Origin of the sequence: Amycolatopsis iheyensis (assembly GCF_024703995.1) — a bacterium.
GTDB lineage: Bacteria > Actinomycetota > Actinomycetes > Mycobacteriales > Pseudonocardiaceae > Amycolatopsis > Amycolatopsis iheyensis.
This window is the reverse complement of sequence record NZ_JAMXQV010000008.1, coordinates 370008-396967: the sequence shown is the minus strand read 5'-3', so window position 1 is coordinate 396967 and position 26960 is coordinate 370008. Positions and strand designations below refer to the sequence as shown.

The window sequence follows — 26960 nt, the reverse complement described above, 5'->3', positions numbered from 1 at the left end:
GAACTCCCGCAGAGCGGGAAGAACCGGGTAACGTGCGTTGACTTACCGATCCAAATGGGAAGGACCGGGCATGTTCCGCAAGGTGCTGGTGGCCAACCGCGGGGAGATCGCGATCCGAGCGTTCCGCGCCGGCTACGAACTGGGCGCGGGGACCGTCGCCGTGTTTCCGCACGAAGACCGCAACTCCCTGCACCGGCTGAAGGCCGACGAGGCGTACGAGATCGGCGAACCCGGTCACCCGGTGCGCGCCTACCTCTCGGTCGACGAGATCGTCGCGGCCGCGAAGAAGGCGGGGGCCGATGCCGTCTACCCCGGCTACGGGTTCCTTTCCGAGAACCCAGACCTCGCGCGGGCGTGCGAAGAAGCGGGCATCACCTTCGTCGGGCCGAGCGCCGACATCCTCGAGCTGACGGGCAACAAGGCCCGCGCGGTCAAGGCCGCGCGCGAGGCCGGCGTGCCGGTGCTCGGGTCGTCCGAGCCGTCCAGCGACGTCGACGCGCTGGTCGCGGCGGCCGACGAACTGGGCTTCCCGGTCTTCGTGAAGGCCGTCGCCGGTGGTGGTGGGCGCGGTATGCGCCGCGTCGAAGATCCCGCCCAGCTGCGCGAGTCCATCGAGGCCGCCGCGCGCGAGGCCGAGTCCGCCTTCGGCGACCCGACCGTCTTCCTGGAGAAGGCCGTCGTCGAGCCGCGGCACATCGAGGTGCAGATCCTCGCCGACGGCGCGGGCAACATCATCCACCTCTACGAGCGCGACTGTTCCGTGCAGCGGCGCCACCAGAAGGTCGTCGAGCTGGCCCCCGCGCCGAACCTCGACCCCGAGCTGCGCGACCGGATCTGCGCGGACGCGGTCAAGTTCGCGAAGCAGATCGGCTACCGCAACGCCGGCACCGTCGAGTTCCTGCTCGACAAGCAGGGCAACCACGTCTTCATCGAGATGAACCCGCGCATCCAGGTCGAGCACACGGTCACCGAAGAGGTCACCGACGTCGACCTCGTGCAGTCGCAGCTGCGGATCGCCTCCGGCGAAACCCTCGACGACCTCGGCCTGAGCCAGGACAAGATCTACCTGCGCGGCGCCGCGTTGCAGTGCCGCATCACCACCGAGGACCCGGCCAACGGCTTCCGCCCGGACACCGGCATGATCTCCGCCTACCGCTCGCCGGGCGGCTCCGGCATCCGGCTCGACGGCGGCACCGCCTTCTCCGGCACCGAGATCAGCGCGCACTTCGACTCGCTGCTGGTGAAGCTCACCTGCCGCGGCCGCGACTTCAAGACCGCCGTCGGCCGCGCGCGCCGCGCCGTCGCCGAGTTCCGGATCCGCGGTGTCGCCACGAACATCCCGTTCCTGCAGGCGGTGCTCGACGACGAGGACTTCCGCGCCGGACGCGTCACGACGTCGTTCATCGAACAGCGCCCGGAGCTGCTCACCGCGCGGCAGTCCGCCGACCGCGGCACGCGGCTGCTGACCTACCTCGCCGACCAGACGGTCAACAAGCCCCACGGCGAGCGCCCGAAGACACCGGACGCCACGCTCAAGCTGCCGAAGCTCCCGAAGGACGCGCAGCCTGCCGATGGGTCGAAGCAGAAGCTCGTCGAGCTGGGCCCGGGCGGGTTCGCGGAATGGCTGCGGAAGTCGCCGCACATCGGCGTCACCGACACGACGTTCCGCGACGCGCACCAGTCGCTGCTCGCCACCCGCGTCCGGTCGAAGGACCTGCTCGCGGTCGCGCCGATCGTGGCGAACACGTTGCCGCAGCTGCTGTCCCTGGAGTGCTGGGGTGGCGCGACCTACGACGTCGCGCTGCGGTTCCTCGCCGAGGACCCGTGGGAGCGCCTCGCCGCGCTGCGCGAAGCCGTGCCGAACATCTGCCTCCAGATGCTGCTGCGCGGGCGCAACACGGTCGGGTACACGCCGTACCCGACGGAGGTGACGCACGCTTTCGTCCAGGAGGCCACGAAGACCGGCATCGACATCTTCCGGATCTTCGACGCGCTCAACGACGTCGAGCAGATGCGCCCGGCCATCGAGGCCGTGCGCGAGACCGGCTCCGCGGTCGCCGAGGTGGCGCTCTGCTACACCTCGGACCTGTCCGACCCGGGTGAGAACCTCTACACGCTCGACTACTACCTCAAGCTGGCGGAGCAGATCGTCGGCGCCGGGGCGCACGTCCTGGCGATCAAGGACATGGCCGGGCTGCTGCGCGCGCCCGCGGCGACCAGGCTGGTCACCGCGCTGCGCAAGGAGTTCGACCTGCCGGTGCACATCCACACCCACGACACCGCGGGCGGCCAGCTGGCCACCTACCTCGCGGCGATCAACGCGGGCGCGGACGCCGTCGACGGCGCGGTGTCGTCGATGGCGGGCACGACGTCGCAGCCGTCGCTGTCGTCGATCGTGGCGGCCACCGACCACTCCGACCGCACCACCGGGCTCGACCTGGGCGCGATCGGCGAGCTGGAGCCGTACTGGGAGAGCGTGCGCAAGATCTACGCGCCGTTCGAGGCCGGGCTGGCCTCCCCCACCGGGCGCGTCTACGACCACGAGATCCCGGGCGGGCAGCTGTCGAACCTGCGCACGCAGGCCATCGCACTGGGCCTGGGCGACCGGTTCGAGGACATCGAGGCGATGTACGCGGCGGCCGACAAGATCCTCGGGCACCTGGTGAAGGTGACGCCGTCGTCGAAGGTCGTCGGCGACCTCGCGCTGCACCTGGTCGGCGCGGGCGTGTCCCCGGCCGACTTCGAGGCGGAGCCGAACAAGTTCGACATCCCCGACTCGGTGATCGGCTTCCTGCGCGGCGAGCTCGGCGACCCGCCGGGTGGCTGGCCGGAGCCGTTCCGCACCAAGGCCCTCGAGGGCCGCGCGGCGGCGAAGCCGGTCGCGGAACTGTCCGAAGAGGACCGTTCCGCGCTGGCGGAGCACCCCCGCCGGACGCTCAACCGGCTGCTGTTCCCCGCGCCCACCAAGGAGTTCGAGGCGCACCGGGAAGCCTACGGCGACACGTCGGTGCTGCCCAGCAAGGACTTCTTCTACGGCCTGCGGCCGGGGGAGGAGTACCAGGTCGACCTCGAGCCGGGCGTGCGGCTGCTCATCGAGCTGGAGGCGATCGGCGAGGCCGACGAGCGCGGCGTGCGCACGGTGATGTCGACGCTCAACGGCCAGCTGCGGCCTATCCAGATCCGTGACCGCTCGATCGCCTCGGACATCCCGGCGACCGAGAAGGCGGAGAAGGGCAACCCGAAGCAGGTCGCGGCGCCGTTCGCCGGGGTCGTCACGCTGCAGGTGGCCGAGGGCGACACAGTCGAGGCCGGCGCGACGGTCGCGACGATCGAGGCCATGAAGATGGAGGCGTCGATCACCGCGTCGGCGGGCGGCAAGGTGGGCCGGCTGGCGATCAACTCCGTCCAGCAGGTCGAGGGCGGCGATCTCCTGCTCGTGCTGGAATGACGCTGATCAACGCGGTCCCGCAGCGCCAAGGCGCGGTGGGACCGCGTTCGGCGGAGCTGCCCGGCGGGTGCCTCGCGCTCGCGGAGCTGGCCGGACACGTGCTCGGCCGGCCGGTGCACCACGTCCGGCAGCACCGTGAAGTGTCCGAAGTGGACGCCGGGATCGCGTCGCGGGCCGTGCTGACCGGCCCGAACCGCGCGGCCCAGCTGGCGGCGCTGGAAGCCCCGGGCGGCCCGGTCCTGACGATCGGCGGCGACTGCGGGGTCGAGCTGGTCCCGATCGGCGTCGCGCGGTTCCGGCACGGGCCCGGGCTGGGTGTCGTGTGGTTCGACGCGCACGCGGACCTGAACACGGCCGAGTCGTCGCCGTCGGGGGCGTTCCACGGCATGGTGCTGCGGTCCCTGTTCGGCGAGGGCGACCCGGACTTCGCGGCCGACCCGCCGCTGGAACCCGGCCGGGTCGCGCTGGCCGGGACCCGGGTGCTCGACCCCGACGAGCGCGCGGCGGTCGATCGTGGCCTGGTGGTCACTTCGGTGGCCGCCTTGGCGGGGGTGGAAAAGCTGTACGTGCACGTGGACCTGGACGTGCTCGACCCGGCGGAGTTCGACGGCGTGAACTACCCGGAGCCCGGTGGCTGGACAATCCCGCGGCTGGTGGCGGAGCTGGACGCACTGGCCGGGCACGACGTCGTCGGCGCGGGGATCACCGAGTGCGTGGGCGCGCCCCGCGAAGTCGAGGTGCTGACGCCGGTCCTGGAAGCAGTGGGCCGGCTGCTCGGTCAGGACCGGTAGGCGGAGCGGACGGCGTTCAGGGCGATGTCGAGGTCCGCGCCCAGCTCGCGGGCGTGCGCCGCGTACTCGCCGGCGGCCGCGAGCAGCAAGGTGGCGGGGTCCGGCCGGCCGTCCGGGATCGTGACGACCGTGCCGCGGGCGCGGGCCGTCGTGACCCAGCCCGCCGCCTCCAGTTCGCGGTACGCCCGGGCCACCGTTCCGGACGCCAGGCCCAGGTCCCGGGCCAGCTGCCGGATCGGGGGCAGGCGGGTCCCTTCCGTCAGCACGCCCGTCGTGACCGCGCGGATCACCTGGTCGTGCACCTGCCGCCAGGGTGCGAGGCCGTTGTCGGTGTCGACGACGATCTTCACACGGCCGCCGGCTGCCGTTTCACCGGCGCGGTGACCGCGAGGAACGCCGCCAGGCCGAGCACCACGACCAGCAACGAGGCGAAGTTCCCGCCCGGCCAGCCGACCGCCGTCGTCACGCCGATGCCCAGCCCGACCGCGACCCGCGCACTCCGGCAGCGCAGCGCCCGGTCCGCCCGCGGTGCGCCGATCGACGGCCGGCGCACCGCGAGGACGGTGATCGCCGCGCAGACCAGCACGGTCGCCGCGGCCACGGCCAGGAGCTTCCACTGGGCCAGCAGCGACAGGTGCACGAGCGACCCGGCGGCGGCCAGTCCGCCGAGCGCCAGCGCCCAGGCCGGGACGATCCCCAGCAGCGTCCGCGGGGTGAGGTCGGCTTCGCGACGCGGGCCGCGCGAAGGCCGTTGCGCCAGGAGTTCGGCGATCAGGCCGCCGAGCAGCAGCGTGGCGAAGATCGTGCCCGGGCCCGTGTCGCCGAGGAGCGGTGGGACAGCCAGGAAGAGCCACGGGTACCAGAGCCGGCGCCGCTTGAGGTACAGGACGGCCAGCATCACCTCGCCGGCGTCCGGGTCGGGCACGCCCCAGCGCACGAGCAAGCGCTTGCCGTGCTTCTCACCCGGCCACAGCACGATCAGGATCGCCAGGCCGATCAACCCGCTGAAGATCGCGACGGCGAGCACGTTGTCCCACGGCATGTCCGGACCTCCTCGCTTGTATCAACCACATGATACAAGCGGGTTCAAGGGGTGGCGACCCGGAACGACTCGAGAACCGGCCGCAGGGGCCGCATCCGCAGCCGCGTGATCACCACGGCCACCACGAACACCGCGACCAGCGGCACCTGCGAAAGCCAGACGGATTCGTCGACGCGCTCCGGCGGCAGGCTGTAGACGACCGCGATGCGCAGGGTGGCGTCGAGCGCGAAGGCGGCGGCCCAGACCGCCGTCACCGAGCGGACCGTGCGGCGGAACCGGTCCGAGTGCAGCCAAGCGCGTTCGTAGGCGTCGGCGAGCCCGGAGTCGCCGCGCGTGGCGAACGGCTTTCCCGAATCCAGCACCAGCGGACGTCCGGCGAAGCACGTCACCAGCGCGTACACCGCCGCGACGGCCAGGTAGAACGCCGGTTTCACCAGCACGATCCGCGGGTCGTCGGTGACGAACAGCAGGACCGCCGACAGGGCCATCTCCAGGAAGATCAGCACGCCGAGCGCGTCGACCCGGCCTCGGCGGAGCGTCGCGGCGAGCGCGTGGACGCCGGTCGCCGCGCCGGCGAGGGTGAGCGACCAGAACGCGCTGAGCCCGAACACCCCGTGCAGCAGGAAGTAGCCGCCGATCGGCAGGACGAGGTCGAGGACGACCGGGACGAGCGCGCGCATCAGTCCGCCTCCCGCTGCCAGCGCCGGCCGGGGCTCGGCCGCTTCTTGGCGGCCGCCACCGACGTCTCCAGCCGGGACAGCAGCTCGCCGAGCTGCCGGACGTCTTCGGCGGGCCAGTCGCGCAGGAAGTCGGCGAAGCGGTCGAGGCCGAGCTTGGTCAGCCGGCGCACCTCGTCCCAGCCCGCGTCGGTGAGCGAGATCAGGCACGAGCGCCGGTCTTCCGGGTCGGCTTCGAGCAGCACGTGCCCGGCGTCCTCGAGGGTCCGCGTCTGCCGCGTGATCGACGACTGGTGCACGTCCAGCTCGGCGGCGACCTCCGACGGCCGGACGCGCCCCTTGACGGCGGCCAGCCGCAGGATCGCGACCCGCGTCGGATCCGCGGCGCGCAGCTGGGCGCGGCGCAGGGACTCGCCGATCCTGGTCAGCGGGTAGACGACGCCTTCGAGGTCTTCGTAGCTGTGCGGCATGCCCCGACGGTAGAGCTACTTGCGTCACGCAAACAAGTGGTTCGCGAGCATCTCAGGGTTATGCCGGGGTAACCCCGCTCGGGGTAGCTCGTTGGGGTTGCGTCCGTTCGTACGCACGAATGTGAGCACTCGGCGGGGTAGTTGTCAGCGTTCTGCAGCCAAGCCTCGTGAACTTGTCACGAAACTGACAAGAAATCGGTTTCCCTTCGAAGGTGTGACACGTTCGGGACTACTTTTTCGATGTGTCCGGTGTCACCCCGCACCAGGCTGGGGTGCTCCGCCGCGCGTCGGCGGGTTCGCGGGGTGGAGCGAAGGAGCTGCGATGTCGGTGGAGCGCGGATTCGATCACCCTGCGCCCCCTTCGGCCCTGCCCCGCAAGCTCGCGGACATCCTGCGCCCCGAACTGGCCAGTCTCGCCGCCGAGATCGTCGACGAGATCCGGGCGACCATCCCGGCCTACGCCCGCCCGCTCGACGGGCCGTACGGGAAGTCGATCCGGGCCGGCGTCGAGTACGCGATCACGTTGTTCGTCGCGCAGATCGCCGACCCGTCGGTGTCCAAAGAGCAGTCCCACGAGGTCCACCACCGCCTGGGGCAGAACGAAATGCGCGAGGGCCGCAGCCTCGACACGCTGCAGTCGGCCTACCGCGTCGGCGCGCGGGTGTCGTGGCGGCGGATCATGCGCGTGGGGCGGAGAAGCGGTCTCTCTTCGGCGGTGATGTCCCAGCTGGCCGACGCGATGCTGGCGTTCATGGACGAACTCGCGTCCGTCGCGCTCGACGGCTACCTGGAGGCGAAGGCACGCACGGCGGGAGCGCTCGACACCTGGCGCCGCAAGCTGCTCCACCTGCTCCTCGAAACGCCGCCGGCCTCGCCCAAGGCGATCGCCGAGCTGGCCCAGCTGATCGGCTGGCCGGTGCCGGTCGACGCGACGCCGGTGGCGGTCTGCCCGAGCGACGGCGTCGCCCCCGCCCGCCGCCACGCGGGCCTGGACTCCGACATCCTCGCCGAGCTCGACACCGCGGACCCGAAGCTGGTGGTGCCGGGCGAGCTCAGCGGCGCCCGGCTCGCGACGCTGCAGGTCGCCCTGCCGGACTGCCGCCTGTCGATCGGCCCGTGCGTTCCGCTCGCGTCGGTCGCGGATTCCCTGCGCTGGGCCCGGAACGCGCTGCAGCTGGCGGAACGCGGGGTGCTGACGCCGCGGCCGGTGCTGCGCGCGGAGGAGCACCTGGCGACGCTGCTGGTCAACTCCGACACCGGCCTGGTCGGGACGTTGCGCCACCGGCTGTTCGCGCCGCTGGCGGACATGACGGGCAAGCAGCAGGAACGGCTGCTGGAGACGCTGCGGGCGTGGCTGGACAGCCAGGGCAACGTGGTGGAGATCGCCGAGCGCCTCGGCGTGCACCCCCAGACGGTCCGCTACCGCATGCGCCAGCTGCAGGCGACGTTCGGCGAAAGCCTGCGCGACCCGGGGGCCCGCTTCGAGATGGAGCTGGCGCTGCGCGCGGGTGCGGCGCCGTTGCCGCTGCGGTACCCGGTGAGCGAGCTGCTGCCGGCCCCGCGCGCCGGCGCGGCACGTCCACAGTGGACGTCCAGCTAGGGGTCAGCCGATCGGCAGCGCCGGGGTGAAGGGAGTGACCTGACCTTCGGGCTGGGTGCAGGCCAGGTCGACGCTGGTCCGGGCCGTGCTGCCCGGCGAACGGTGCAGCGACAGCAGCAGGGACAGCACTTTGCTGCGGCGGAACGTGATCTCCCCGGACGTGCCGGCCGTGAACGGCAGGCGCCCGCCGCGGAAGGTGATCGTCGCCGGGCCGGTGCCCCAGGTCGCCGCCTGCACCAGGCCGGCCGTTCCGGTTCCGGTGCCGGTCGCGTTCGTCGGCGTGACGATCATCGCGCTCGCGCCGGCGGAGGTGCCGTCGTACCCGGCCGCGGTCAGGGCCGCGAGCGCGCCGGCGGACAGCGTGATGCTCCCCGAGAGGTTCGTGAGGGTGAACACCGCGCCGGGCGCGGCCGTGTCCGGGCCGGTGAACTCCTCGGTGATGGTGACCGGCTGCACGGACGAGCCCGGGAAGACGCAGGTGTAGCCGGCCGTCCCGGACTGGAACAACGTGCTCGCGCCGGCGGGTCCGGCCACGTCGGTGGTGGCGGCGATCGCGACGACGAGCGCCGCGGTCAGGCGGGTGCGCATGAATCCTCCACAATGGACGCCTCAGGTCACCGTGAGGCTCGGCGAGAACGTCCGGTTCTGTGCGGGGCTGGTCACCTTGACCGCGCAGTTCAACGTCCACGGCAGCCAGGTGTTGTTCTGCTTCCGGTGCAGCTCGATCGCCAGCGAGAACGGCGTGGCCAGGCTGAAGGTGGCCGCGCCGGGGTAGCCCGCGGTGACCGTCGCCGGGCCGGTTCCGTAGAAGTCGAACGTCCGGTGGACCGGGCCCCAGAACTGCTCCGGGACCGTGACGCCGACGGTCGTGCCCGTGGTCGCGTTCGTGGCCGTGACCGGCACGGTCCCGGAGCCCCGGACGCCGTCGTAGCCGAGGTAGACGGTGAGCAAGGTGTACAGCTGCTGCGAAACCCCGAAGCCGCCCCAGAAGTCCGAGAGCGACGCGCTGCCGCCGGACGCGACCGCGTCCGGGCCGGTGAACCGGGCCGCCGTGTCCATCGGTTGCGCGCCGGTGGCGGGGAACGTGCAGGTGTAGGTCAGCACGTTGGTGGCGTAGAGCGTGTCGGCCGAAGCCGGCCCGGCGAGCGCGGTGAGCGCGGCCGCCGTCACGACGGCCACGGAAAGAGTGCGGCGCATCTGTTCGCCTCCGCCTCAGGTGATCGGGACGTCCGGCTGGAACGCTCGGTTCTGCGCCGGGCTGGTGGCCTTGATCGTGCAGGTCGACGCAAACGCGGTCCACGTGCCGGTGGCCTTCTTGTGGAACTCCAGGGATTCGCTGATCCCCGTGCCCATCGCGAAGCTGACCGACCCCGCCACCGCGTCGGCGGTGAAGACCTGGGGCGTGCCGGTGACCGAGCCGCTGGTGAAGGGGTTGGCCGGGAGCGCCCCCGCGAGAACCCCGGTCGGCGGGGTCGCGTTGACCACGCTGAAGGTCGTGCTGATCGAGCCGCGCACCTGGTCGTAGCCGAGCGCGCCCAGCAACGCCTTCACAGCGGCCGAGTACGTCACCGTGGCGTAGGGCGTGACGGTGAACGGCTGGCCCGGGTGGGGATCGGTGACGTCCAGGTGCGCCACCAGCGTCGTCGGCTGCGGCGTGACCCCGGGGAACGTGCAGTTGTAGGTCAGCATCCCCGTGTTCGTCACAATCGTCGCGTTCGCGGTGCCCGCGGTCAGGCCGGTGACGAGCAGCGCCGCCGCGACGGCCGGTGCGATCCTCATGGTTCCCCCTCAGTTCGGGTGCTTGGCCGCCGCCTTCTTCGCCGCCGCTTGCTCCGGGGGCGGGCCGTCGGATCCCGGCGGGCACTGGGTGTGGTCCGGTTCGGTGCAGACGATCAGGTTGTAGGTGTCGACGAACGCCTGGTTGCCCGGGCCGGAGCTCATCCCGGTCAGCAGTGGGTTCAGGTCCTGGCCGCCGGCGCCGCAGCCGGTGAACGCGGGCAGCGCGAAGCCCGTCTTCTCGTCGGTCCGGAGGTGGCCGATGCCGAACGGGTCGTACGGCCCGGTCAGCGTCAGCTTCACCGGTTCCTTCGTCACGCACCCGGACCCGAGGTCGAGCGGGACGCCGTTGACCTTCGCGCCGCTCAAGCGGGCCATCACCTGCAGCGTCGTGTCGAGGGAGGTGGCCCCGGTGTCCGGATCGGTGGTGATCTTGCCGGCGATCTCGATGACCTTGCTGTCGCGCCAGTCGACCGGCAGGAACTCGACGGTCGCGGTCACCGGCACGAACCCGAAGCCGAGGAACGCCGAGGTCGCCGGGGCGAAGGTGGTCGACCCCGTCACCCGGGAGCTGCCGTCGACCAGGTTGAGGATGAACAGGCCGTTGAACAGGAACGCCGGCTCGCCGACGATCGTCGCGCCGAGCTTCTTGACCGTCGACTTCGTCAGGACCGTGACCAGGCTCAGCGGTACCGGGTACTCCTCGTCGGTCGGCGGGTCACCCGGACCGGGCGCGTCGGCGGCCGCGGCCTGCTGCTGCTTCTGCTTGGTGCCCGGCGTCGTCTTCGGGAGGACGAGCACCTTGCCCAGCGTCGTCGCCTGGTCGGCGTCGAGGGTGCACGCGACCCGCGGGGCCGGCTGCGTGGCCGCGGTGTCCGGCGGCGGGACGGGTTCGAGCGACAGCGCCGGCGCGGTCACGTCGAAGGTGACGGGGCCGACGGTGTTCAGGGCGATCGCGGGCACGGTGCCGGTGGCCGTCAGGGCGAGGTCACCGGTCTCCGGCAGCGGGGTGGCCGCGACGGTGAGGTCGACCGGCACCTGGTCCGCCTTGTCGCCCTGGTGCACAGCCAGGTCGACGTGCACGGCGCCGCGCAGCGAGCCGGTGGTCGCCCCTTCGGGCAGGTACGAGAGCGCGACGTCGTGGGGGAGCGTGAGCTTCGCCGAAAACGCGCCGAGCTCGGCCGAAGTCCCGGTCTTCGCCTGCGCGGGCAAGGTCACCGCCGACTCGGTGGTGAGCTTCCGCGCGCCGAGCGGGTCGGCGAACGGGCACGTCACCGAAACCGACGCCGTGGCCTTCGTGTCCGGCGGGACCGCCGGCGCGGGGGCGGCCGAACCGACCCCGGTCAGCGCGCCGTTCACCGCGGAGAGCAGGCCGACGGCGGCCAGCGCGGAAACGGTGAGGGTGCGGGGCCGGGCTCGACGTGGCATCAGGTTCCCTGGGTGCGTGGGGAAGGGACGGGACGTCCCGGTGCGGGCCAGGGGAGGACCCGCACCGGGAACCCGGTCAGGAGACGGTGATGCTCGGGCTGAACGCGGTGTTCTGCGCCGGGCTGGTCACCTTGAGGGTGCAGTTCATCGTCCACGGCGACCAGGCGCCGGTGGACTTCTTGTGGAACTCCAGGTTCGCCGACAGACCGCTCGTCAGCGACAGGGTGGCGGAGCCCGCGCTGGAGGGCGCGGTCCAGTTCGGGATGCTGGAGCCCGAGTCCTGGGAGATGACCACCGTGATCGGCCCGCCGGTCGGGTAGATCACCTGAGGGATGTCCAGCCCGCTGGCCGACGGCTGCGACAGCGTGCCCGCCGACGCCGTCACCGGCACGGTCGCCTTGCCCCGGATGCCGTCGTAGCCGACCGCGGTCAGCAACGAGTGGACGGTCGCGCTGATCGTCGCGGTCCCGCCGACGTTGGCGGGCGTGACGGTGGTGCTGTGCACGACGGTGTCCGGCGCGTCGAGGTGCGCGGTGATCGCGACCGGCTGCGGCGAGATGCCGGGGAAGGTGCAGTTGTAGGTGAGGCCCGCCGAACCGCCGGCGGCGTAGGTGACGGTGGCGGCGGCCGCGGTGCCCGCGGTCAGCACCGCGATGGCGCCGATGGCGGTCGCGGTGGTGGCGAAGCCGGCGGACAGCCTGCTGAGTCGGGACATGGCTTCATCTCCTTTGATTCAGTTCAGTCTCGGCTTTGGCTGATCGATTGCTCGCCGCCGTGTGCCCCCATCGCGTTCACCGTCCCCATTGCCCCGGGTGGTGGTCGCGATTCATCGGCAAGCGAGGTGGAGGTCCATCTGCCGGAATCGAGGCTACTCGTCAGTTCAGTAAGGAACAAGACTTCGCGACTGCGCGGGTGAGGCCCCGGCGAGCGGCACCGATTTCTTGTGCCGGGCCGAGCAGGCTGTGTCGCGGATTTGGCGGATTTTGACAAAGAACGGCCGCCACGGCGATCTGCCGTTCGGCACGGTCTACCATTCATGATCTTGCCGACGCAATCCCGGATAACGAAACCGGAGAAATGAGGCTACCGTGCCGGGTACTTCCCGTTGTGGACGGGTATCAGTGAAGGGCGCCGCATTCGCGGTGACGGCGGCGGTGGCCGTCTCGGTGCTCGCGCAGCCGGCGTCCGCGGCGACCGTCGGCGGCGTGATCGCCTGGGGCAAGCCGGACTACGACGTGACGATCCCGCCGGCGAGCGCGCTGGCCGGCGTCACCGCCGTGTCGGCGGGCAGCACGACCGCGCTGGCGCTGAAGGGCGGCGCGGTCCTCGCGTGGGGCGCGAACAACTGGGGCGCCAACGAAATCCCGGCGGCGGCGACGTCCGGGGTCAGCCAGATCGCGTCGGGCTGGGGGCACGAACTGGCCCTCAAGAACGGCAAAGTCCTGGCCTGGGGCAACAACTGGTACGGCCAGACGACCCTGCCCGCCTCGGTGTCGAGCGGGGTGATCGCGATCTCGACGTCCAACATGCACAGCCTGGCCCTCAAGCAGGGCGGGCTGGTGGTGAGCTGGGGGACGCGGACCGACGTGCCGGCGAGCGCCCAGTCGGGTGTGACGGCGATTTCCGCGGGTGGCGACCACAACCTGGCGCTCAAGAACGGCGGCGTGCTGGCCTGGGGGAGCAACACCTACGGGCAGGCGACGGTGCCGGCCGGGCTTTCTTCGGGTGTCACGGCGGTTTCCGCCGGGTTCAGCCACAGCCTCGCGCTGAAGAACGGGCAGGTCTACGCCTGGGGCCGCGACAACTTCCACCAGGCCGAGGTGCCGCCGGAGGCGCTGTCGGGTGTCGTGGGCATCGACGCCGGGTTCAACCACAACGTGGCGTACAAGACCGACGGCTCGGTGGTGGTCTGGGGCTCGAACTTCGTCGGCGAGTCGACTTTCCCCTGGTGCGGGCCGGTGTTCGCCGTCTCGGCCGGGGACAACGACAGCTTCGCGCTGAAGGAAGACCCGGCCGCGCCCTGCTGACCCGGGCGGGTGGCGGGCACCGGCCCGCCACCCGCGTGCGTCACTTCAAGGCGGCGTCGCTGGCCAGGTCGAGCGAAATCGTGTTGCCCGGCCCCGAAACCAGGGCGCCGAGGGCAATGTCGGCGATGAAGCAGTTGCTGAACTCGGGGATGGTGTAGGTGCCGGTCACGGTGATGGCCGGCGCGGTGATGTCGATGTCGTGCGCGGACAGCGTCAGGTCGAGCGGGGTCTTCGTCTTGCAGCTGCCCGGCACGGTCGGCAGCGGGATCACCGGGATGATCGGGCCGGCCCAGATGTCGTAGATCTCCATGTTGGCCTTGGCGTGCGTGACCAGGTCGCCGTCGGCGATGGTGCCGGTGGCCGGCCCGAGCGGGGTCACCTTGACCTTCGCCTTGATCCGGAAGATGCCCGACAGCAGGGAAATGTCGGCCTGCGACGGCGGCAGCGCCAGGTCCGCGCTCAGGCCGACCGAGCCGGTCTGGTCGTCGATCAGCAGGTTGCCCTTGAGCGAGCCGGGGCCGAGCTTCATGGCGCTGCCGGTCTTCTTCACCGTGGTGCTGCCGGTGACCTTGTAGGACACGGGGATCGGGATGACGTCGGCCGACGCCGGTGTCACCGCGACCCCGGTGAGGGTGAGTGCCGCCGCCGATGTGAGCACGGCCAGTCTCCTCAGCTGCGTTGCCACGGACATGGTTGTCCTCCTTGTGCGTTTCCCATCCGTTCCCGGGTGCTCCCGGAAACGGTTCAGCGCGGTTCGAGTTCGGTGACGACCCAGCCGTCACCCGTGTGTTCCGCGGTCACGGAAAGCTGTGCCGCGGCACTGTCGGTCGCATTGTTGTCGGCCCGTACGGCTGATTGATCGAGAAAGACGAGTAACCGCGCGTGACCATTCCGGAGTTCCTGCACGGCGATCGCCGAAACGCGCGAAGTGAGCACGAGTTTCTGTTCGGGTGCTTTCTGCCGGACTTCGGCGAAGAGCTTGTCGTAGGAATCCTTCGCGGATCCGCGCAGCACCCCGGCGGCGGCCTTTTCGGTGACGTCGGTCTTGTCGTAGGAATAGGAGAAGATCCGGTTCATCGCGAGGGTGATCGCGGAGGTGACGTCGGCGGTGGCGCCGACATCGGTGAGCGCGACGTTGCCGGCGGCGGGGTTGCCCGAGGTGGCGCGGGCTTCGAGGGTGAACCAGACACCGGCGCCGGTCAGGACCAGGGCGGCGGCCAGGAGCAGGGCAGGCAGGCGGAGCCAGGCAGGACGCTGCACCTTCACGTGAAAGTGCAGCTCTGGCTCTTCCGAGGCGGCACTTTCACGTGAAAGTGCCGCCTCGGGAGCCTCGGGAGCCTCGGGAGCCTCGGGGGTGCGGGCGGCGTCGCGCTCGGTCGAGCTGGTCGAACCCGCGGCAGCCTGCTCGGTCTCATCGGCGGCGACCTCGGCCGGGGCCGGGTGGCTGCCGGTTTCGGGCCGGGCCGAGCCGTCGGCCGTCTCGACCTCGGCCACCGTCTCCTGGTCCTCCGACACCGCGCGGCTCATCGGGCACCCACCGGCAGCTGGTCCAGCGCGCTGAGCTTCCACCCGTCGGGCGTCCGCGAGAGGGCCGCCGCGAAGCGGTTGCGCTTCACCGCCGGGGACGTGCCCTGCTTGGCCATCGTGATCTCCACCGACGCGAGCATCTTCGCGGTCCCGGCGTGCTCGTCCAGCTCGCTCAGCGCCGCGTCGAGGACGCGGCCCGTCGCCACCGTCGCGTTCGACGTCAGGGTCTTCTTCGTCGTGTCGTCCGTGCGGGCCAGCTGGTCGTGCAGCGGACCCGTCGAGGCCGACAGCCAGCGCCCCAAGCCGCCGTTCACGTCGTGGTAGTCCAGGCTGGTCAGCTCCGCCACCAGCGTCCGGCCGCTCGTCAGGGCTTCGTCGCGCGCGACGCCGTACGTGAGCGCCGAGTCGTGCGACGCCGCGTACCACGAGTAGCCCGACCAGCCCGCGAACACCGCGGCGGCCACCGCGACCGCCATCGCGCCGTACTTCACCGCAGCCACAGCATCTCCTCGAGACTCGTCGACGTCGCCTGCCCGTCGAGTCCGGTCAGGCCGGGCGGCAGTGCCGGGGCCGGGACCGGGGGGTGCGGCGCGTTCTGCGAGCCGCGCACCGAACTCTCGCTGCCGTACGGCAGCGTGCAGGCCGCGCCGGTGTTGAGCGGCAACGGCGAAACGTCATCGGTCGGCCGGTGCGGCGTGCTCCCGTAGCCCTGCACGCACGGCGGCGGGTTGTCGAAGTTCAGCACCAGCTCCATCCGCAGGGCGTCGCCCTTCGTGGTCAGCGCCGACCCGACGCCCCCGACCGCGCGCGGCACGTTCGCCAGCAGCGTCTCCTCCGCCGCCGTGCGGGTGCCGAACACCCGCGCCGTCGTGAGCAGGTTGGCCAGCAGGATCGGCAGGCCGGGGTCGTTCTCCTTCAGCAGCGACGAAAGCTCGGTCGCCGCCGGCGGAGCGGTCGCGATGAGCCGCCGCAGGTCGCCGTCGGAGCTGGCCAGCTGCTGCGCGAAGATCCGGGCGTTGCCGCTGAACGAGCGCCACTCCGACGACGAGTCGACCTGGGTCCGCAGCACCGTCGCGCCGTCGCCGATCAGCTTCGACGTCTGCGGCAGGTTCGCGCTCGCCTCGTGGGTGAACGTCGTCGCCGAGTCCATCAGCGTCTGCAGGTCCGGGCCCGCGCCCCGCAGCGCGTCGTCGAGCTCGTCGACCACCGTGCGCAGGTCCTGCGTCGGCACCGACGCGGTGAACGAGTCCAGGTCGGTCAGCAGGTTGTTCACCGGCAACGGCAACGTCGTCGACTCGCGCTGGATGACCGAGCCCGCTTCGAGGTACGGCGCGTCGGCCGTGCGTGGCTGCAGGTCGACGTACTGCTCGCCGACCGCCGACCGGTTCGCCACCACCGCCGCGGAGTTCGCCGGGATGGGCGGGGCGCCGTCGTCGATCAGCAGGTCGGCCTCGGTGCCGGTGGTGGTGAGCCGCAGCTCGCCGACCCGGCCGACGGCGACGCCGCGGTAGGTCACCTCGCCGTTGGTGAACAACCCGCCGCCTTCGGCGAGTTCGAGCTTCACCGTGTAGCTGCCCGAGCCGAACAACCGGCCGAGCCCGGCGTAGTTCGCCCCGACGAACGCCGTCGTGGCCAGGGCGATCACGACGAACGCGACCACCTGGATCCGCACCCTCCGGGTCAGCATCACTGGCCTCCCGAACCGAGCGGGAGCGTCGGCAGCCCGGGCGGGACGCCTTCGCCGGGCGGCGGCAACGGCACTCCGGCCGCCGGGATCATCGACGTGTACACGTTGACGTAGTCGCCCTTGATCGCCGGCAGCACCGAGTCGGGGAACGGGAACGTCGGCAGCATCTGCAGCGACTTCGGCAGCGAGTCCTCCGCGTCGGCCAGGCTGCCCAGGATGGGGGCGAGCGCGCGCAGGTCCGCGACCATGTCGTCGCGGCTGCGGTTCACGACGTCGGTGGCCACGGTCGAAAGCCGGTCGAGCGACTGCAGCATCGAGACGAGCTGGGTGCGCTGCTCGCTCAGGCTCTGCAACCCCGGCGTGAGGTCGGTCAGCGCGCCGGCCACCTGTTCGTGCCGGTTCGCGAGCGTCGCGGACAGCCGGTTGAGCCCGTCGAGCGCCTCGGTGATGTCCGAGCGGTGGCTGTCCAGGTCGGTCATCAGCGTGTTGACCCCGGACAGGAACGAGCGGATCTGCTCCTCGTTGCCGTCCATCACCTTCGACAGCTCTTGGTTGATCGTCTGCAGCTGGCCGATCCCGCCGCCGTTGAGCAGCAGCGAAAGGGCGCCGAAGATCTCCTCGAACTCGGGGTTGCGGTTGGTGCGCGACACCGGGATCGTCGCGTCGTTGGCGAGCCGGGGGCCGGCGCTCGCCGCTTCGCCGTCCGGCGGGGCCAGCTCGACGAACTTCTCGCCGAGGAGGCTGGACTGACGCAGCCGCGCGATGGCGTCGGCGGGCAGCACGACGTCGCCGTTGACGTCCAGCACGGCTTCGGCCGTCCACCCGTCGGCGCCGAGCCGGATCTCCCGCACCCGCCCGACCGGGACGTCGCCGACCTTCACCGCGGCCTGCGGCACCAGGTCGAGGACGTCGGCGAACTGCGCGGTCACCGCGTACGGGTGGTCGCCGAGGTCGGCGCCGCCGGGCAGCGGCAGGTCGTAGACGCCCTTGAACTCACCCGAAGAGCAGCCCGCGAGCAGCAGGCAGCCGACGCTCACGGCGGCGAGGACCCGCTTCATCGCCCACCCCCGTTGGTGTAGACGTCACCGGTCATCGGCAGCGGCGTCGGCGGGTAGTACTCGAGGACGTTGTCGCGGCCGCGCAGGGCGCCGGTGTCCGGGTCGATCGCGTTGAGCACGTTCGTGACGGCCAGCGGCACCCCGTCGAGCGTCTCGGCCAGCGACTGGCGCTGCTCGACGAGCGTCCGGGTCGTCACGACCAGGTTGTCCACATTGGACTTCAGTGCGGTGCGGTTGTCGCGGATGAACGCCTGGACGTCGCCGAGCGCCTGGCCGAGGCTGTTCAGCGCGTGCTTCAGCTCGCCGCTGTTGGCGGCCAGCGTGCCCGAGATCTGCGACAGCTGCTGGTTGACCCCGCTGACCTGCTGGTCGTTGGTGGCCAGCATGGTCGTGAACCGCTGCAGCTCGTCGACGGTGCCGAACAGGTCGCTCGAGTTGCCCGCCAGGGTCCGGGCCAGCTGCGCGAAGTTGCGGACGCTGTCGTTGAACGCCTGCCCGTTGCCCTGCAGGTTCTGCGCGCCGGTCTTGAGCAGGTCCGACAGCGCGCCCTGGGAGTTCGCCCCGTTCGGGCCGAGTGCCTTCGACAGCGTGTCGAGGCTGGCGTAGAGCTGGTCGAGCTCGACCGGGGTCGCGGTGCGGGCGACCGGGATCGACGCGCCGTCCGGCAGCCGGGGCCCGCCGCGGGCCGGCTTGGCGAACTGGACGTAGCGGTCGGCGACGACGCTGGGCGCGATCACCAGCACGGTGGTGTCCTCGGCGATGCCGACCGAGCCGTCGATCGTCATGTCGACCTGGACCTGCTCGCCGCGCGGGGTGACGGTGTCGACCTGGCCGATCCGGACGCCGAGCACCCGGACGTCGGAGCCGGAGTAGACGCCGACCGCGCGGGAGAAGAACGCCGTGACGTGGTGCTGCCCGCTGCCGGCGAACACCCACCACAGCGCGGCGGTCACGACGAGCGCGAGCAGCAGCGCGGCGGCGATGAACCGGCTGGTCAGGACCCCGGCGCGGGTGGTGGTCAGCGCGCTCATCTGGCACCTCCGGGCGCGGTGCACGGGTCGTGGTTTTCGGGCAGCAGCCCGCAGAGGTAGGCGTCGATCCACCGGCCGTTGCCGGTCGTGTTGGTGACGACGCGGAAGTACGGCCCGGCCAGCTGCAAGCCCTTGGTGAGGTTGTCGTTCTGCCGCCGCAGCAGGTCGGTGACCTGGTCCAGGGCGGTCAGCGCCTTCTTGAGCTGGTCGTTGTTGTCGGCGACGAGCCCGCGCAGCTGGTCGGCCAGCCGCGCCGAGCCGGTCAGCAGGTTGTGGATCGCGTCGCGGCGGTTGTTCAGCTCGGTGAGCAGCAGGTTGCCGTCGTCGATGAGCTTCTCGAAGTCGTCGTTCGAGTTCGCCAGCGTCGTGGTCAGCTTGCGCGCGTTGGCCAGCAGTTCGGCGATCTCGCCGTCCCGGCTGGACACCGTCTTGGACAGCTGGGACAGGCCGTCGAGCGCGCTGCGGACGTGCTCGGGGGAGTTGCGGAAGGTGTCCGACAGCGTGGTGAAGCTGTCCGCGAGCTGCTTGGTGTCGATCGCGCCGACCGTGTCGGCCAGTCCGTTGAAGGCGTCGGTGACGTCGTAGGGCGTGACGGTCCGGGTGCGCGGGATCGGCCGGTCCGGGTCCTGCACGTCGTCGCCGGTGGGGTTCAGCGCGAGGAATTTGCGGCCCAGCAACGTCTTGATCTTGATGTCGGCCGTCGTCCGGTCGCCGATCCAGGCGTTCTTGACCCGGAATGACACCAGGACGTGGTCGTCGTCCAGGGTGACGTCGCGGACCTCGCCGACCTTGATGCCGGCGATCCGCACCTCGTCGTCCGCCTGCAGGCCGGCGGCCTCGGAGAACTCCGCCCGGTACAGGGTGCCGCCGCCGACGATCGGCAGGTTGTCGTAGTTGAAGGTGACGGTGAGCAGCGCGGCCAGCGCGACGCTGCCGACCACGCCGAGGGTGATCGGGTTGCGCTCCTTGAAGGACTTCACGAGTCGCACCTCGCCGTCGGGACGAACACCCCGCGCTGGGGCTTGGTTTCGAGCGTGGCGCGGCAGAGGAAGAAGTTCATCCACGTCCCGTAGGAAGCGACCCGGCCGATCTCGGTGAACTTCACCGGCAGGTTGGTCAGGAAGCTGTCCACTTCGGACTGGTTCTGGCCCAGCGTGCTCGCCACCTCCTGCAGCCCGGCGATGCTCTCCTTGAGCGGCGGGCGCGCCTGCTCGAACAGGCCGGCCGTGGACTGCGTCAGGTCGCCGATCCCGCTGATGGCGTCGCCGATCGCGGTGCGGTCGCCGGCCAGGCCGGACACCAGCTGCCGCAGCGTGGACACCAGGTTCGCCAGCGCGTCGCCCTTGCCGTTGACGGTCTTGAGCACCGAGTTGAGGTTCCCGATCACCTCGCCGATCACCTTGTCGCGCGAGGCGAGGGTGGTGGTCAGCGAGCCGGTGTGGGCCAGCAGGCTCTCGACGGTGCCGCCTTCGCCCTGCAGCACCTGGACGATCTCGCCGGAGAGCTCGTTGACGTCGTTCGGCGACAGCGCCTGGAACAGCGGTTTGAAGCCGTTGAACAGGTCGGTCAGGTCGAGCGCGGGCGTCGTGCGGTCGAGGGGGATCTCGCCGCCCTCGGGCAGCAGGTCCCGGGTGCCGGTCGTCCCGCGTTCGAGGGCGATGTAGCGCTGGCCGACCATGTTGCGGTACTTGATGACCGCCTTCACGTCGGCGGGCAGCCGGCGCCCCTGCTCGAGCGAGAACCCGACGAGCGCCCGGTTGTGGTCGCTGATGTCCAGTGACTCGATCTGGCCGACGCGCACCCCGGAGATGCGGACGTCGTCGCCGACGTTGAGCGAGGTCGCGTCGAGGAACTTGGCCGAGTAGCCCGCGCCCGCGCCGACGCCGGAGTTCGTGATGGAAATGGCCAGCAGCACGGTCGCGACCGCCGTGACGACGATGAAGACGAGGCTCTTGATGAGCGGGGAGGCGACGTTCCTCACTTGAGCTTCACCTCCGTGCCGCGGTAGAGCGGCCCGACGAGCACGCTGCTCCAGGCCGGGACCTGGGCGGCGGGCACGCCGATCGACGGCGCGACCAGAGTGGACAGCAGCTGCTGCTCCTGCGGTGAGTTCGCGACGCCGAGGTCGCCCTGACCGCCCGGGAGCAGCGGGTGCGCGGTGGTGCCGGGGCCGGCCGCGGCGGTGCCGACGGTCGGGGTGACGCCGGAGGGGTAGCAGCGTGGTTCGCCGCCGCCGGTGTAGCGCGGGTCGTCCTTGCCGGGCAGGTACTTGCCGCTGTCGGCGGTCACCGTGACGTCCGCGTGCAGGCCCGGCTCGTTCCGGGTGGCGCCGAGGACCTTGTCCATGGAGTCCTTCAGGGCGCTCAGCGACTTGATGGTGCAGGCGAAGCTGGGGGAGTACTTCGCGGCGACCTCCAGCGGCGCGCGGCTGTCGGCGGCGAGTGAGATCAGGTTTTCGCGGTTGTTCTGCAGGAACGTCGTGACCTCCTGGGACGACGACGTCACCTGCTGGTAGACCCCGGCGAGGTCGGCCTGCTTCTCCTTGACCGTGCCGAGCGTGACGGCGGAGGCGCTGAGCGCGTCGAGCAGGTCGGGCGCGATGTCGCCGTAGAGCTTCGAAACCGTGGCCAGGTCGTGGATGTCCTGGGTCAGCGTCGGCAGGTCCGGGTTGAAGTCCTTCAGGTAGGTCGCGGCCGTGTCGATGGTCTGGCCGAGCTGCTCGCCGCGCCCTTGCAACGCCGTCGAAACCGCGGTCAGCGTCGTCGCGAGCTTCTGCGGCTGGACGGCCTTGAGCAGCGGCAGCAGGTTGTCGAAGACCCGTTCCAGCTCGATCGCGTTGGCCGAGCGGTCCTGCTCGATGACGTCACCCGAGCGCAGGTGCGGGGCGCGATCGCTGTCCGGAATGGACAGCTGGACGTACCGCTCGCCGAAGAGCGTCTTCGGCACCAGCAACGCGGACACGTTGCGCGGCAGCAGGTCCACCTTGTCCGGCTCCAGGGCAAGCGCTATCTCGGCGCCCGACGGCGTCGCGCGGACCTCGCGGATCTCACCGACGAGCACGCCGCGTGCCTTGACCTGCCCGCCCGGCGAGAGCTGGTTGCCGATGCGGTCCGCCTTGAGCGTCACCGGGACGGTGGAGACGAAGTCCTTGTCGTACACCTTGATCGAGAGCGTCACGAGCACGCCCATCACCACCAGGAACAGCACACCCGCGGTGCGGATCCCGGCCTTGCGGCGGGTGTCGCGTCTCATCCGGCCACCTGCACGGTGGTCGTCGCACCCCAGATGGCCAGGGACAGGAAGAAGTCGAGCACGCTGATCGCGACGATCGCGGTGCGCACCGCGCGACCCACCGCCACGCCGACGCCGGCCGGGCCGCCGCTCGCCCGGAAGCCGTAGTAGCAGTGCGCCAGCACCACGACGACGCTGAACACGAGGACCTTTCCGAACGACCACAGCACGTCGCCGGGGGGCAGGAACAGCAGGAAGTAGTGGTCGTAGGTGCCCGCGGACTGGCCGAAGAACCACACGGTGACCTGCCGCGAGGCGAGGTAGCTCGACAGCAGCCCGATCGCGTACAGCGGGATGACGGCGAGGAAGCCGGCGATCACCCGGGTCGTGACCAGGTAGGGGACGCTGGGGATGCCCATGACTTCCAGCGCGTCGATCTCCTCGGAGATGCGCATCGCGCCGAGCTGGGCGGTGAAGCCGCAGCCGACGGTGGCACTCAGGGCGAGCCCGGACACGAGGGGAGCGATCTCGCGGGTGTTGAAGTAGGCCGAGACGAACCCGGCGAACGCCGACGTCCCGACCTGGTTGAGCGCGGAGTAGCCCTGCAGGCCGACGACCGTGCCGGTGGCGACGGTCATCCCGATCATCACGCCGATCGTGCCGCCGATGACGGCGAGCGCGCCGCTGCCGAAGCTGACTTCGGCCAGCAGGCGGACGATCTCGCGCAGGTAGCGGTGCAGCGCGCGGGGGATCCAGGCGATCGCGCGGAGGAAGAAGAGGATCTGGTCGCCGAGGGTGTCGAGGAAGCCGAACCCGCGGTCGACGGTTTCGCGGACCCGCGCGGATCTCGGGACGTCGGTGGTCACCATGGCTCAGCTCCCCTTCGGCGGCACGAGCTGCAGGTACACGGTGGTGAGCACCAGGTTCAGCACGAACAGCAGCAGGAACGTGATGACCACGGACTGGTTGACGGCGTCGCCGACGCCCTTCGGCCCGCCCTTGGGATTGAGCCCGCGGTAGGCGGCCACGACCCCGGCGACGAAGCCGAAGATGACGGCCTTGATCTCGCTGATCCACAGGTCGGGCAGCTGGGCCAGCGCCGAGAAGCTCGCGAGGTACGCGCCCGGCGTCCCGTGCTGCATGATGACGTTGAAGAAGTAGCCGCCGAGCACGCCGACGACGCTCACCATGCCGTTGAGGAAGATCGCGACACCCATCGCGGCGAGCACCCGCGGCACGATCAGCCGCTGCACGGGCGAGACGCCGAGGACCTCCATGGCGTCGATCTCTTCGCGGATGGTGCGCGAGCCGAGGTCGGCGCACATCGCACTGCCGCCGGCGCCGGCGATGAGCAGCGCGGTGACGATCGGGCTGGCCTGCTGGATGATCGCGAGCACGCTGGCCGCGCCGGTGAAGGACTGCGCGCCGATCTGCGTGGTCAGCGACCCGATGTGCAGCGCGATGACCGCGCCGAACGGGATCGAGACCAGCGCGGTCGGCAGGATCGAGACGCTCGCGATGAACCAGAACTGCTGGATCAGCTCACGCAGCTGGAACGGGCGGCGGAACGTCAGCCGGACGACGTCGAGGCCGAGCCCGTAGAGCCGTCCGGTCTGCCGCAGCGCGGCGGCCCCGGGGAACGACGGCGTCGTCGTCCGTTCGGCCATTCGTGTGCCTCCCCAGCGGTTCCGACGGCACGCCGAATACACCCGAGTCGAGCAAAGGGAAATGGTCCGAACGGGGTAACAATTGTCGGCCATTCACGGTCTCGGGGGTCACCGTGCCGTTTCCTACTGGTCGGTACGCTAACGACGGCCATGCTGGGAGACAAGAACTTGAGCACGATCACGCGGTCACGGGCTGGTAACCGGGCATTTCTTGTCGAGTACTGACAAACGGACCGGATCTTGTTGTCAACGAAGGAAAAGAAAATCCCCTCCCGGATGTGGGAGGGGCTCATTCTCGTCCACCGGGACCCACCCGGCAGGTTAGGCCGAGCGGGTGGTGGCGTCCAGATCGGTCAGGACTTGAGACCGGCCAGCAGCTCGTAGGAGCGGACGCGGTCCGCGTGGCCGTGGACCATGGTCGTGACCATCAGCTCGTTCGCGTCCGTGTCGGACAGGAGCTGTTCGAGTCCCTTGTGGACCGTTTCCGGGGAGCCGATGATGCTCGAGCCGAAGCGGTCGGCGAGGAACGCGCGGTCCATCTCCGTGTACGGGTACTCCGCCGCCTCTTCCGGGGTCGGCATCGCGATCGGGCGGCCGCGGCGCAGGCTCAGGAACGTCAGGCCCGACGGCCCGGCCAGGAACTGCGCGCGGTCGTCCGTCTCGGCCGCGACGACCGACACCCCGAGCATCACGTACGGCTCGTCGAGCACGCCGGGGCGGAAGTTCTCGCGGTAGAGCTGCACCGCCGGGATCGTGTTCTCGGCCGCGAAGTGGTGCGCGAAGGAGAACGGCAGCCCGAGCCGCCCGGCCAGCTGGGCGCTGAAGCCACTCGACCCCAGCAGCCACACCGGCGGCTGGTTGCCCTCGGCCACCACCGCGTTGACGCCACGCGCCTCCGAGTGGGTGAAGTAGCCGATCAGCTCCTGCAGGTGCTCCGGGAAGTTCTCCGCCGAGAGCCCACCCGGCCCGCGCAGCGCGAGCGCCGTCCGCTGGTCGGTGCCCGGCGCGCGGCCAATGCCGAGGTCGATGCGGCCCGGGTGGAACGCCTCCAGGGTGCCGAACTGCTCGGCGACGACCAGCGGCGCGTGGTTGGGCAGCATGATGCCGCCCGAGCCGACGCGGATCCGCTCGGTCGCGCCGGCGACGTGCCCGATCAGCACGGCCGTCGCGGAGCTGGCGATGCCGGGCATGTTGTGGTGCTCGGCCAGCCAGTAGCGGTTGAAGCCCAGCCGTTCCGCGGCGCGGGCGAGGTCCAGGGTGTTGCGCAGTGTCTCACCGATCGTGTTCCCCTCGGAGACGGGGGACAGGTCGAGCACGGACAGCGGCACGTCAGGCAGTGAGCTCACAACCGGGGTCAACGCCCCGGTGCCGCCAATGCTTCCCGCAACGCCTTCTCGTCGTCCCCTTGGTAGGCCACGACGCCGTCCGGGCGCACGAAAAGCGCGTCGGCCGGGGCGTCCGGGCACGCCGCCGTGACGATCTTCACGTCCGGGCCGGCGGCTTCCCGCAGGTCGGCGCGGCCGGCGAAGTCGAACAGCACCGGACGCGCCGCGCGCATGACTTCGGCCACCCGGGTGGCCCGGCCGCCGACGGTCAGCGGCAGGTCGGGGACGTACGGCAGCTCGTCGGCGTCCCGCAGCAGCGTGGCCAGGTGCCGCTTCGGCTCGTCGAAGGCGGCCAGCTCGCCGAAGAGCGTGCGCAGCGCGTCGCCGTCCTCGCCGGTCAGCCGGTCGAGCAGGGCCTGGACGCGGGTGTGCGTCAACGTCCGCGCGGCGACCGGGTGCCGCTCCGCGTGGTAGCTGTCGAGCAGTGCCTCGCCGGCGCCGCGGACGACGGCGGCCAGCTTCCAGCCGAGGTTGACCGCGTCCAGCAGCCCGACGTTGAGCGACGAGCCGCCGGCCGGGAAGACGTGCGCGGCGTCGCCGGCCAGCAGCACCCGGCCCGCGCGGTAGTGCTCGGCGAGCCGGGCCGAGCTGACCGTCCGCGACAGCCACAGCGGCTCGCCCAGCGCCAGGTCGGTGCCGAGCACCCGGCGCACGGCGGCGCGGAACTCCTCGAGCGTCGGCTCGCCTGCCGGTTCCGGCGCCACCTCCCGGACGCCCGCGATCAGGACGCCGGGCGTCAGCGACGTCACCAGCACCCGCCCGCCGGGACGCCGGTTCCAGCCCCGCTCGAGCCCCGACCCGAACATCGGCAGGTCGGCCCGGAAGTGGCCGAGGCGCATCAGCTCGTCGTCGGTGGTGCCGGGGAACCCGATGCCGGCCAGCTCGCGGACGCGGCTGTGCGCGCCGTCGCAGCCGACGACGTACTTCGCCGCCAACCGGTAGTCGCCGTCCGGGCCGCGGACGGTGCCGAGGTCGGCGAGTTCGTGCCCGCGCCGGATCTCGGCGCCGAGTTCGAGCGCGCGCTCGGTCAGCAGGGCCTCCATCCGCGGCTGCTGCACCATCAGCCCGGGCATCGGCGTTTTCAGTGGCACCGGCCCGAACGGGAAACCGGGCAGCGGCCCGGCGAACCCGGCTTCGGCCCGGAACCGGTCGAGGAGCCCCCGGTGGTCCAGCTGCTCGACGATCCGGCCGGCGAGGCCGTTCGCCCGTGGCCGCTGGTCCGGGGTGGCCCGGCGCTCCAGCACGACGACGTCGGCCCCGCCGAGGCGCAGCTCCGCTGCCAGCATGAGGCCCACCGGGCCGGCTCCGATCACTGCGACATCCATGGTTGCCTCCTCGTGTCAGCTCAAACTGACGAACTATGTCAGGCTAGACTGACACGCCATGGAAGCGGAAGAGCTTTCCGGGCGGGTCTCGGAAACCGACCCCGCGGTCGCGCTGCGGGCGGTCGGCGCGCTGCACCGGCTCGCCGAGCAGGTCGAAGCGGCGGCAGTCGCGCACGCCCGGGAGCGCGGCTGGTCGTGGGAGCAGATCGGGGACGCCCTCGGCGTCGCCCGGCAGTCCGTGCACGCGAAGCACGGGAAGTGAGGCGGCGATGCTCGACCGGCTGATCGCGAAGAGCCCGTTCGCCGTGGTGGTGACGGCGGCGCTGGCGGAGTCCCGCCGCCGCGGCGACCGCCGGCTCGGCACCGAGCACCTGCTGCTCGGCCTGCTCCACGACCCGGACTGCGCCCGCGCCCTCGGCGTCGACCTCGAGCAGGCCCGCGCGGCCCTCGACCGCCTCGACCGGGCCGCGCTGGCGGCGCTCGGCATCGAGGTGGAGGGCATGCGGCCGCCGCGGGTGCCGGTCAAGCGCGGAAAGCTGACCCTGGGCGCCTTGACGTCGAACGCTCGGGCGGTGGTCAACGAGGCGCTCCGGGAGCGGGTCCCGGCCGAGCTGCTGCGGGTGCTGCTGACGGTGACCCCGCCGGATCCGGCGGCCGACCTGCTCGCGGAGCTGGGTGTGGATCGTGAAGCCGTCCGACGGCGGGTGAATTCCCCGGCCGGGCCCTGACGCGGCGCCGCACCCGATACGGTGTGCGGAAACCGGCGGAAATCAGGAGGACGGGGTGCCGC

General features: G+C 71.2%; 28 protein-coding genes. 6 read left to right on the top strand and 22 right to left on the bottom strand.

From position 1 onward, the window contains the following. Nucleotides 1-70: 70 nt before the first annotated feature. Both M8542_RS18590 and M8542_RS18585 read left to right on the top strand, forming a co-directional pair. Entirely contained in the window at nt 71-3448 is a 3378-nt protein-coding gene (locus M8542_RS18590; protein ID WP_257921441.1) for a pyruvate carboxylase, read from the top strand. Continuing rightward, entirely contained in the window at nt 3445-4239 is a 795-nt protein-coding gene (locus M8542_RS18585) for an arginase family protein (protein ID WP_257921440.1), read from the top strand. Before M8542_RS18590 ends, M8542_RS18585 begins: the two co-directional genes overlap by 4 nt. Here M8542_RS18585 and M8542_RS18580 read toward each other — a convergent pair. From M8542_RS18580 to M8542_RS18565, 4 genes are read right to left on the bottom strand one after another with little or no spacing between them, the layout of a single operon-like run. Continuing rightward, on the bottom strand, nt 4227-4589 hold the full coding sequence (locus M8542_RS18580) for a GntR family transcriptional regulator (RefSeq protein WP_257921439.1): 363 nt from the start codon (nt 4587-4589) through the stop codon (nt 4227-4229). The genes M8542_RS18585 and M8542_RS18580 overlap by 13 nt on opposite strands. After that, nucleotides 4586-5281: a hypothetical protein gene (locus tag M8542_RS18575; RefSeq protein WP_257921438.1), complete on the bottom strand. Its 696-nt coding sequence runs from the start codon at nt 5279-5281 to the stop codon at nt 4586-4588. The genes M8542_RS18580 and M8542_RS18575 overlap by 4 nt, the downstream gene beginning before the upstream one ends. 44 nt (nt 5282-5325) lie before the next feature. Further along, nucleotides 5326-5961 (bottom strand): VC0807 family protein, encoded by a 636-nt coding sequence (locus tag M8542_RS18570; RefSeq protein WP_257921437.1) that lies wholly within the window; start codon nt 5959-5961, stop codon nt 5326-5328. Beyond that, a complete protein-coding gene (locus M8542_RS18565; protein ID WP_257921436.1) occupies nt 5961-6428 on the bottom strand; it encodes a MarR family winged helix-turn-helix transcriptional regulator in 468 nt (155 codons plus the stop codon). The genes M8542_RS18570 and M8542_RS18565 overlap by 1 nt, the downstream gene beginning before the upstream one ends. A gap of 322 nt (nt 6429-6750) precedes the next feature. On the opposite strand from M8542_RS18565, the gene M8542_RS18560 reads away from it, so the two are divergent. Beyond that, a complete protein-coding gene (locus tag M8542_RS18560) occupies nt 6751-8028 on the top strand; it encodes a PucR family transcriptional regulator (protein WP_257921435.1) in 1278 nt (425 codons plus the stop codon). 3 nt (nt 8029-8031) lie between these two features. On the opposite strand, the gene M8542_RS18555 is transcribed toward M8542_RS18560, so the two are convergent. From M8542_RS18555 to M8542_RS18535, 5 genes are all read right to left on the bottom strand, one after another. Beyond that, the gene (locus M8542_RS18555; protein WP_257921434.1) at nt 8032-8616 is read right to left on the bottom strand and encodes a DUF6801 domain-containing protein; all 585 of its coding nucleotides are present in this window, start codon (nt 8614-8616) and stop codon (nt 8032-8034) included. Between the two features lie 21 nt (nt 8617-8637). Next, nucleotides 8638-9225: a DUF6801 domain-containing protein gene (locus M8542_RS18550; RefSeq protein ID WP_257921433.1), complete on the bottom strand. Its 588-nt coding sequence runs from the start codon at nt 9223-9225 to the stop codon at nt 8638-8640. A gap of 15 nt (nt 9226-9240) precedes the next feature. Beyond that, nucleotides 9241-9807 (bottom strand): hypothetical protein, encoded by a 567-nt coding sequence (locus tag M8542_RS18545; RefSeq protein ID WP_257921432.1) that lies wholly within the window; start codon nt 9805-9807, stop codon nt 9241-9243. Between the two features lie 9 nt (nt 9808-9816). Continuing rightward, nucleotides 9817-11232 (bottom strand): DUF6801 domain-containing protein, encoded by a 1416-nt coding sequence (locus M8542_RS18540; protein ID WP_257921431.1) that lies wholly within the window; start codon nt 11230-11232, stop codon nt 9817-9819. A 76-nt stretch (nt 11233-11308) separates the two neighbouring features. After that, nucleotides 11309-11947, bottom strand: coding sequence for a DUF6801 domain-containing protein (locus tag M8542_RS18535; protein ID WP_257921430.1), 639 nt, complete (start codon nt 11945-11947; stop codon nt 11309-11311). 406 nt (nt 11948-12353) lie between these two features. Between M8542_RS18535 and M8542_RS18530 the strand changes: the two genes are divergently transcribed. After that, nucleotides 12354-13259 carry an RCC1 domain-containing protein gene (locus tag M8542_RS18530; RefSeq protein ID WP_257921429.1) on the top strand — a complete coding sequence of 302 codons (906 nt, stop codon included), beginning with the start codon at nt 12354-12356 and terminating at the stop codon, nt 13257-13259. 40 nt (nt 13260-13299) lie between these two features. Here M8542_RS18530 and M8542_RS18525 read toward each other — a convergent pair whose 3' ends face one another. From M8542_RS18525 to M8542_RS18465, 13 genes are all read right to left on the bottom strand, one after another. Beyond that, nucleotides 13300-13950 (bottom strand): hypothetical protein, encoded by a 651-nt coding sequence (locus M8542_RS18525; protein ID WP_257921428.1) that lies wholly within the window; start codon nt 13948-13950, stop codon nt 13300-13302. Between the two features lie 53 nt (nt 13951-14003). Continuing rightward, a complete protein-coding gene (locus M8542_RS18520) occupies nt 14004-14753 on the bottom strand; it encodes a hypothetical protein (RefSeq protein ID WP_257921427.1) in 750 nt (249 codons plus the stop codon). Between the two features lie 29 nt (nt 14754-14782). Then, the gene (locus M8542_RS18515) at nt 14783-15262 is read right to left on the bottom strand and encodes an Rv1363c family protein (protein WP_276586716.1); all 480 of its coding nucleotides are present in this window, start codon (nt 15260-15262) and stop codon (nt 14783-14785) included. A gap of 11 nt (nt 15263-15273) precedes the next feature. Continuing rightward, the gene (locus tag M8542_RS18510; protein ID WP_257921425.1) at nt 15274-16473 is read right to left on the bottom strand and encodes an MlaD family protein; all 1200 of its coding nucleotides are present in this window, start codon (nt 16471-16473) and stop codon (nt 15274-15276) included. Further along, the gene (locus M8542_RS18505) at nt 16473-17531 is read right to left on the bottom strand and encodes an MCE family protein (RefSeq protein ID WP_257921424.1); all 1059 of its coding nucleotides are present in this window, start codon (nt 17529-17531) and stop codon (nt 16473-16475) included. Before M8542_RS18505 ends, M8542_RS18510 begins: the two co-directional genes overlap by 1 nt. Then, on the bottom strand, nt 17528-18562 hold the full coding sequence (locus tag M8542_RS18500; protein WP_257921423.1) for an MCE family protein: 1035 nt from the start codon (nt 18560-18562) through the stop codon (nt 17528-17530). Before M8542_RS18500 ends, M8542_RS18505 begins: the two co-directional genes overlap by 4 nt. After that, complete coding sequence (locus M8542_RS18495; RefSeq protein ID WP_257921422.1) at nt 18559-19542, bottom strand: MCE family protein; 984 nt, start codon at nt 19540-19542, stop codon at nt 18559-18561. Before M8542_RS18495 ends, M8542_RS18500 begins: the two co-directional genes overlap by 4 nt. Beyond that, on the bottom strand, nt 19539-20543 hold the full coding sequence (locus M8542_RS18490; protein ID WP_257921421.1) for an MCE family protein: 1005 nt from the start codon (nt 20541-20543) through the stop codon (nt 19539-19541). The genes M8542_RS18495 and M8542_RS18490 overlap by 4 nt, the downstream gene beginning before the upstream one ends. Beyond that, a complete protein-coding gene (locus M8542_RS18485; protein WP_257921420.1) occupies nt 20540-21814 on the bottom strand; it encodes an MCE family protein in 1275 nt (424 codons plus the stop codon). The genes M8542_RS18490 and M8542_RS18485 overlap by 4 nt, the downstream gene beginning before the upstream one ends. Further along, complete coding sequence (locus M8542_RS18480) at nt 21811-22662, bottom strand: MlaE family ABC transporter permease (RefSeq protein ID WP_257921419.1); 852 nt, start codon at nt 22660-22662, stop codon at nt 21811-21813. Before M8542_RS18480 ends, M8542_RS18485 begins: the two co-directional genes overlap by 4 nt. 3 nt (nt 22663-22665) lie before the next feature. After that, nucleotides 22666-23460 carry an MlaE family ABC transporter permease gene (locus tag M8542_RS18475; RefSeq protein ID WP_257921418.1) on the bottom strand — a complete coding sequence of 265 codons (795 nt, stop codon included), beginning with the start codon at nt 23458-23460 and terminating at the stop codon, nt 22666-22668. Nucleotides 23461-23813: 353 nt separating this feature from the next. Continuing rightward, complete coding sequence (locus tag M8542_RS18470; protein ID WP_257921417.1) at nt 23814-24806, bottom strand: LLM class flavin-dependent oxidoreductase; 993 nt, start codon at nt 24804-24806, stop codon at nt 23814-23816. 8 nt (nt 24807-24814) lie between these two features. Then, nucleotides 24815-26170, bottom strand: a complete 1356-nt coding sequence (locus tag M8542_RS18465; protein ID WP_257921416.1) for an FAD-dependent monooxygenase — start codon at nt 26168-26170, stop codon at nt 24815-24817. A gap of 58 nt (nt 26171-26228) precedes the next feature. On the opposite strand from M8542_RS18465, the gene M8542_RS18460 reads away from it, so the two are divergent. After that, nucleotides 26229-26432 carry a helix-turn-helix domain-containing protein gene (locus M8542_RS18460; RefSeq protein WP_257921415.1) on the top strand — a complete coding sequence of 68 codons (204 nt, stop codon included), beginning with the start codon at nt 26229-26231 and terminating at the stop codon, nt 26430-26432. A gap of 7 nt (nt 26433-26439) precedes the next feature. Further along, nucleotides 26440-26898 carry a Clp protease N-terminal domain-containing protein gene (locus M8542_RS18455; RefSeq protein WP_257921414.1) on the top strand — a complete coding sequence of 153 codons (459 nt, stop codon included), beginning with the start codon at nt 26440-26442 and terminating at the stop codon, nt 26896-26898. Nucleotides 26899-26960 lie beyond the last annotated feature (62 nt).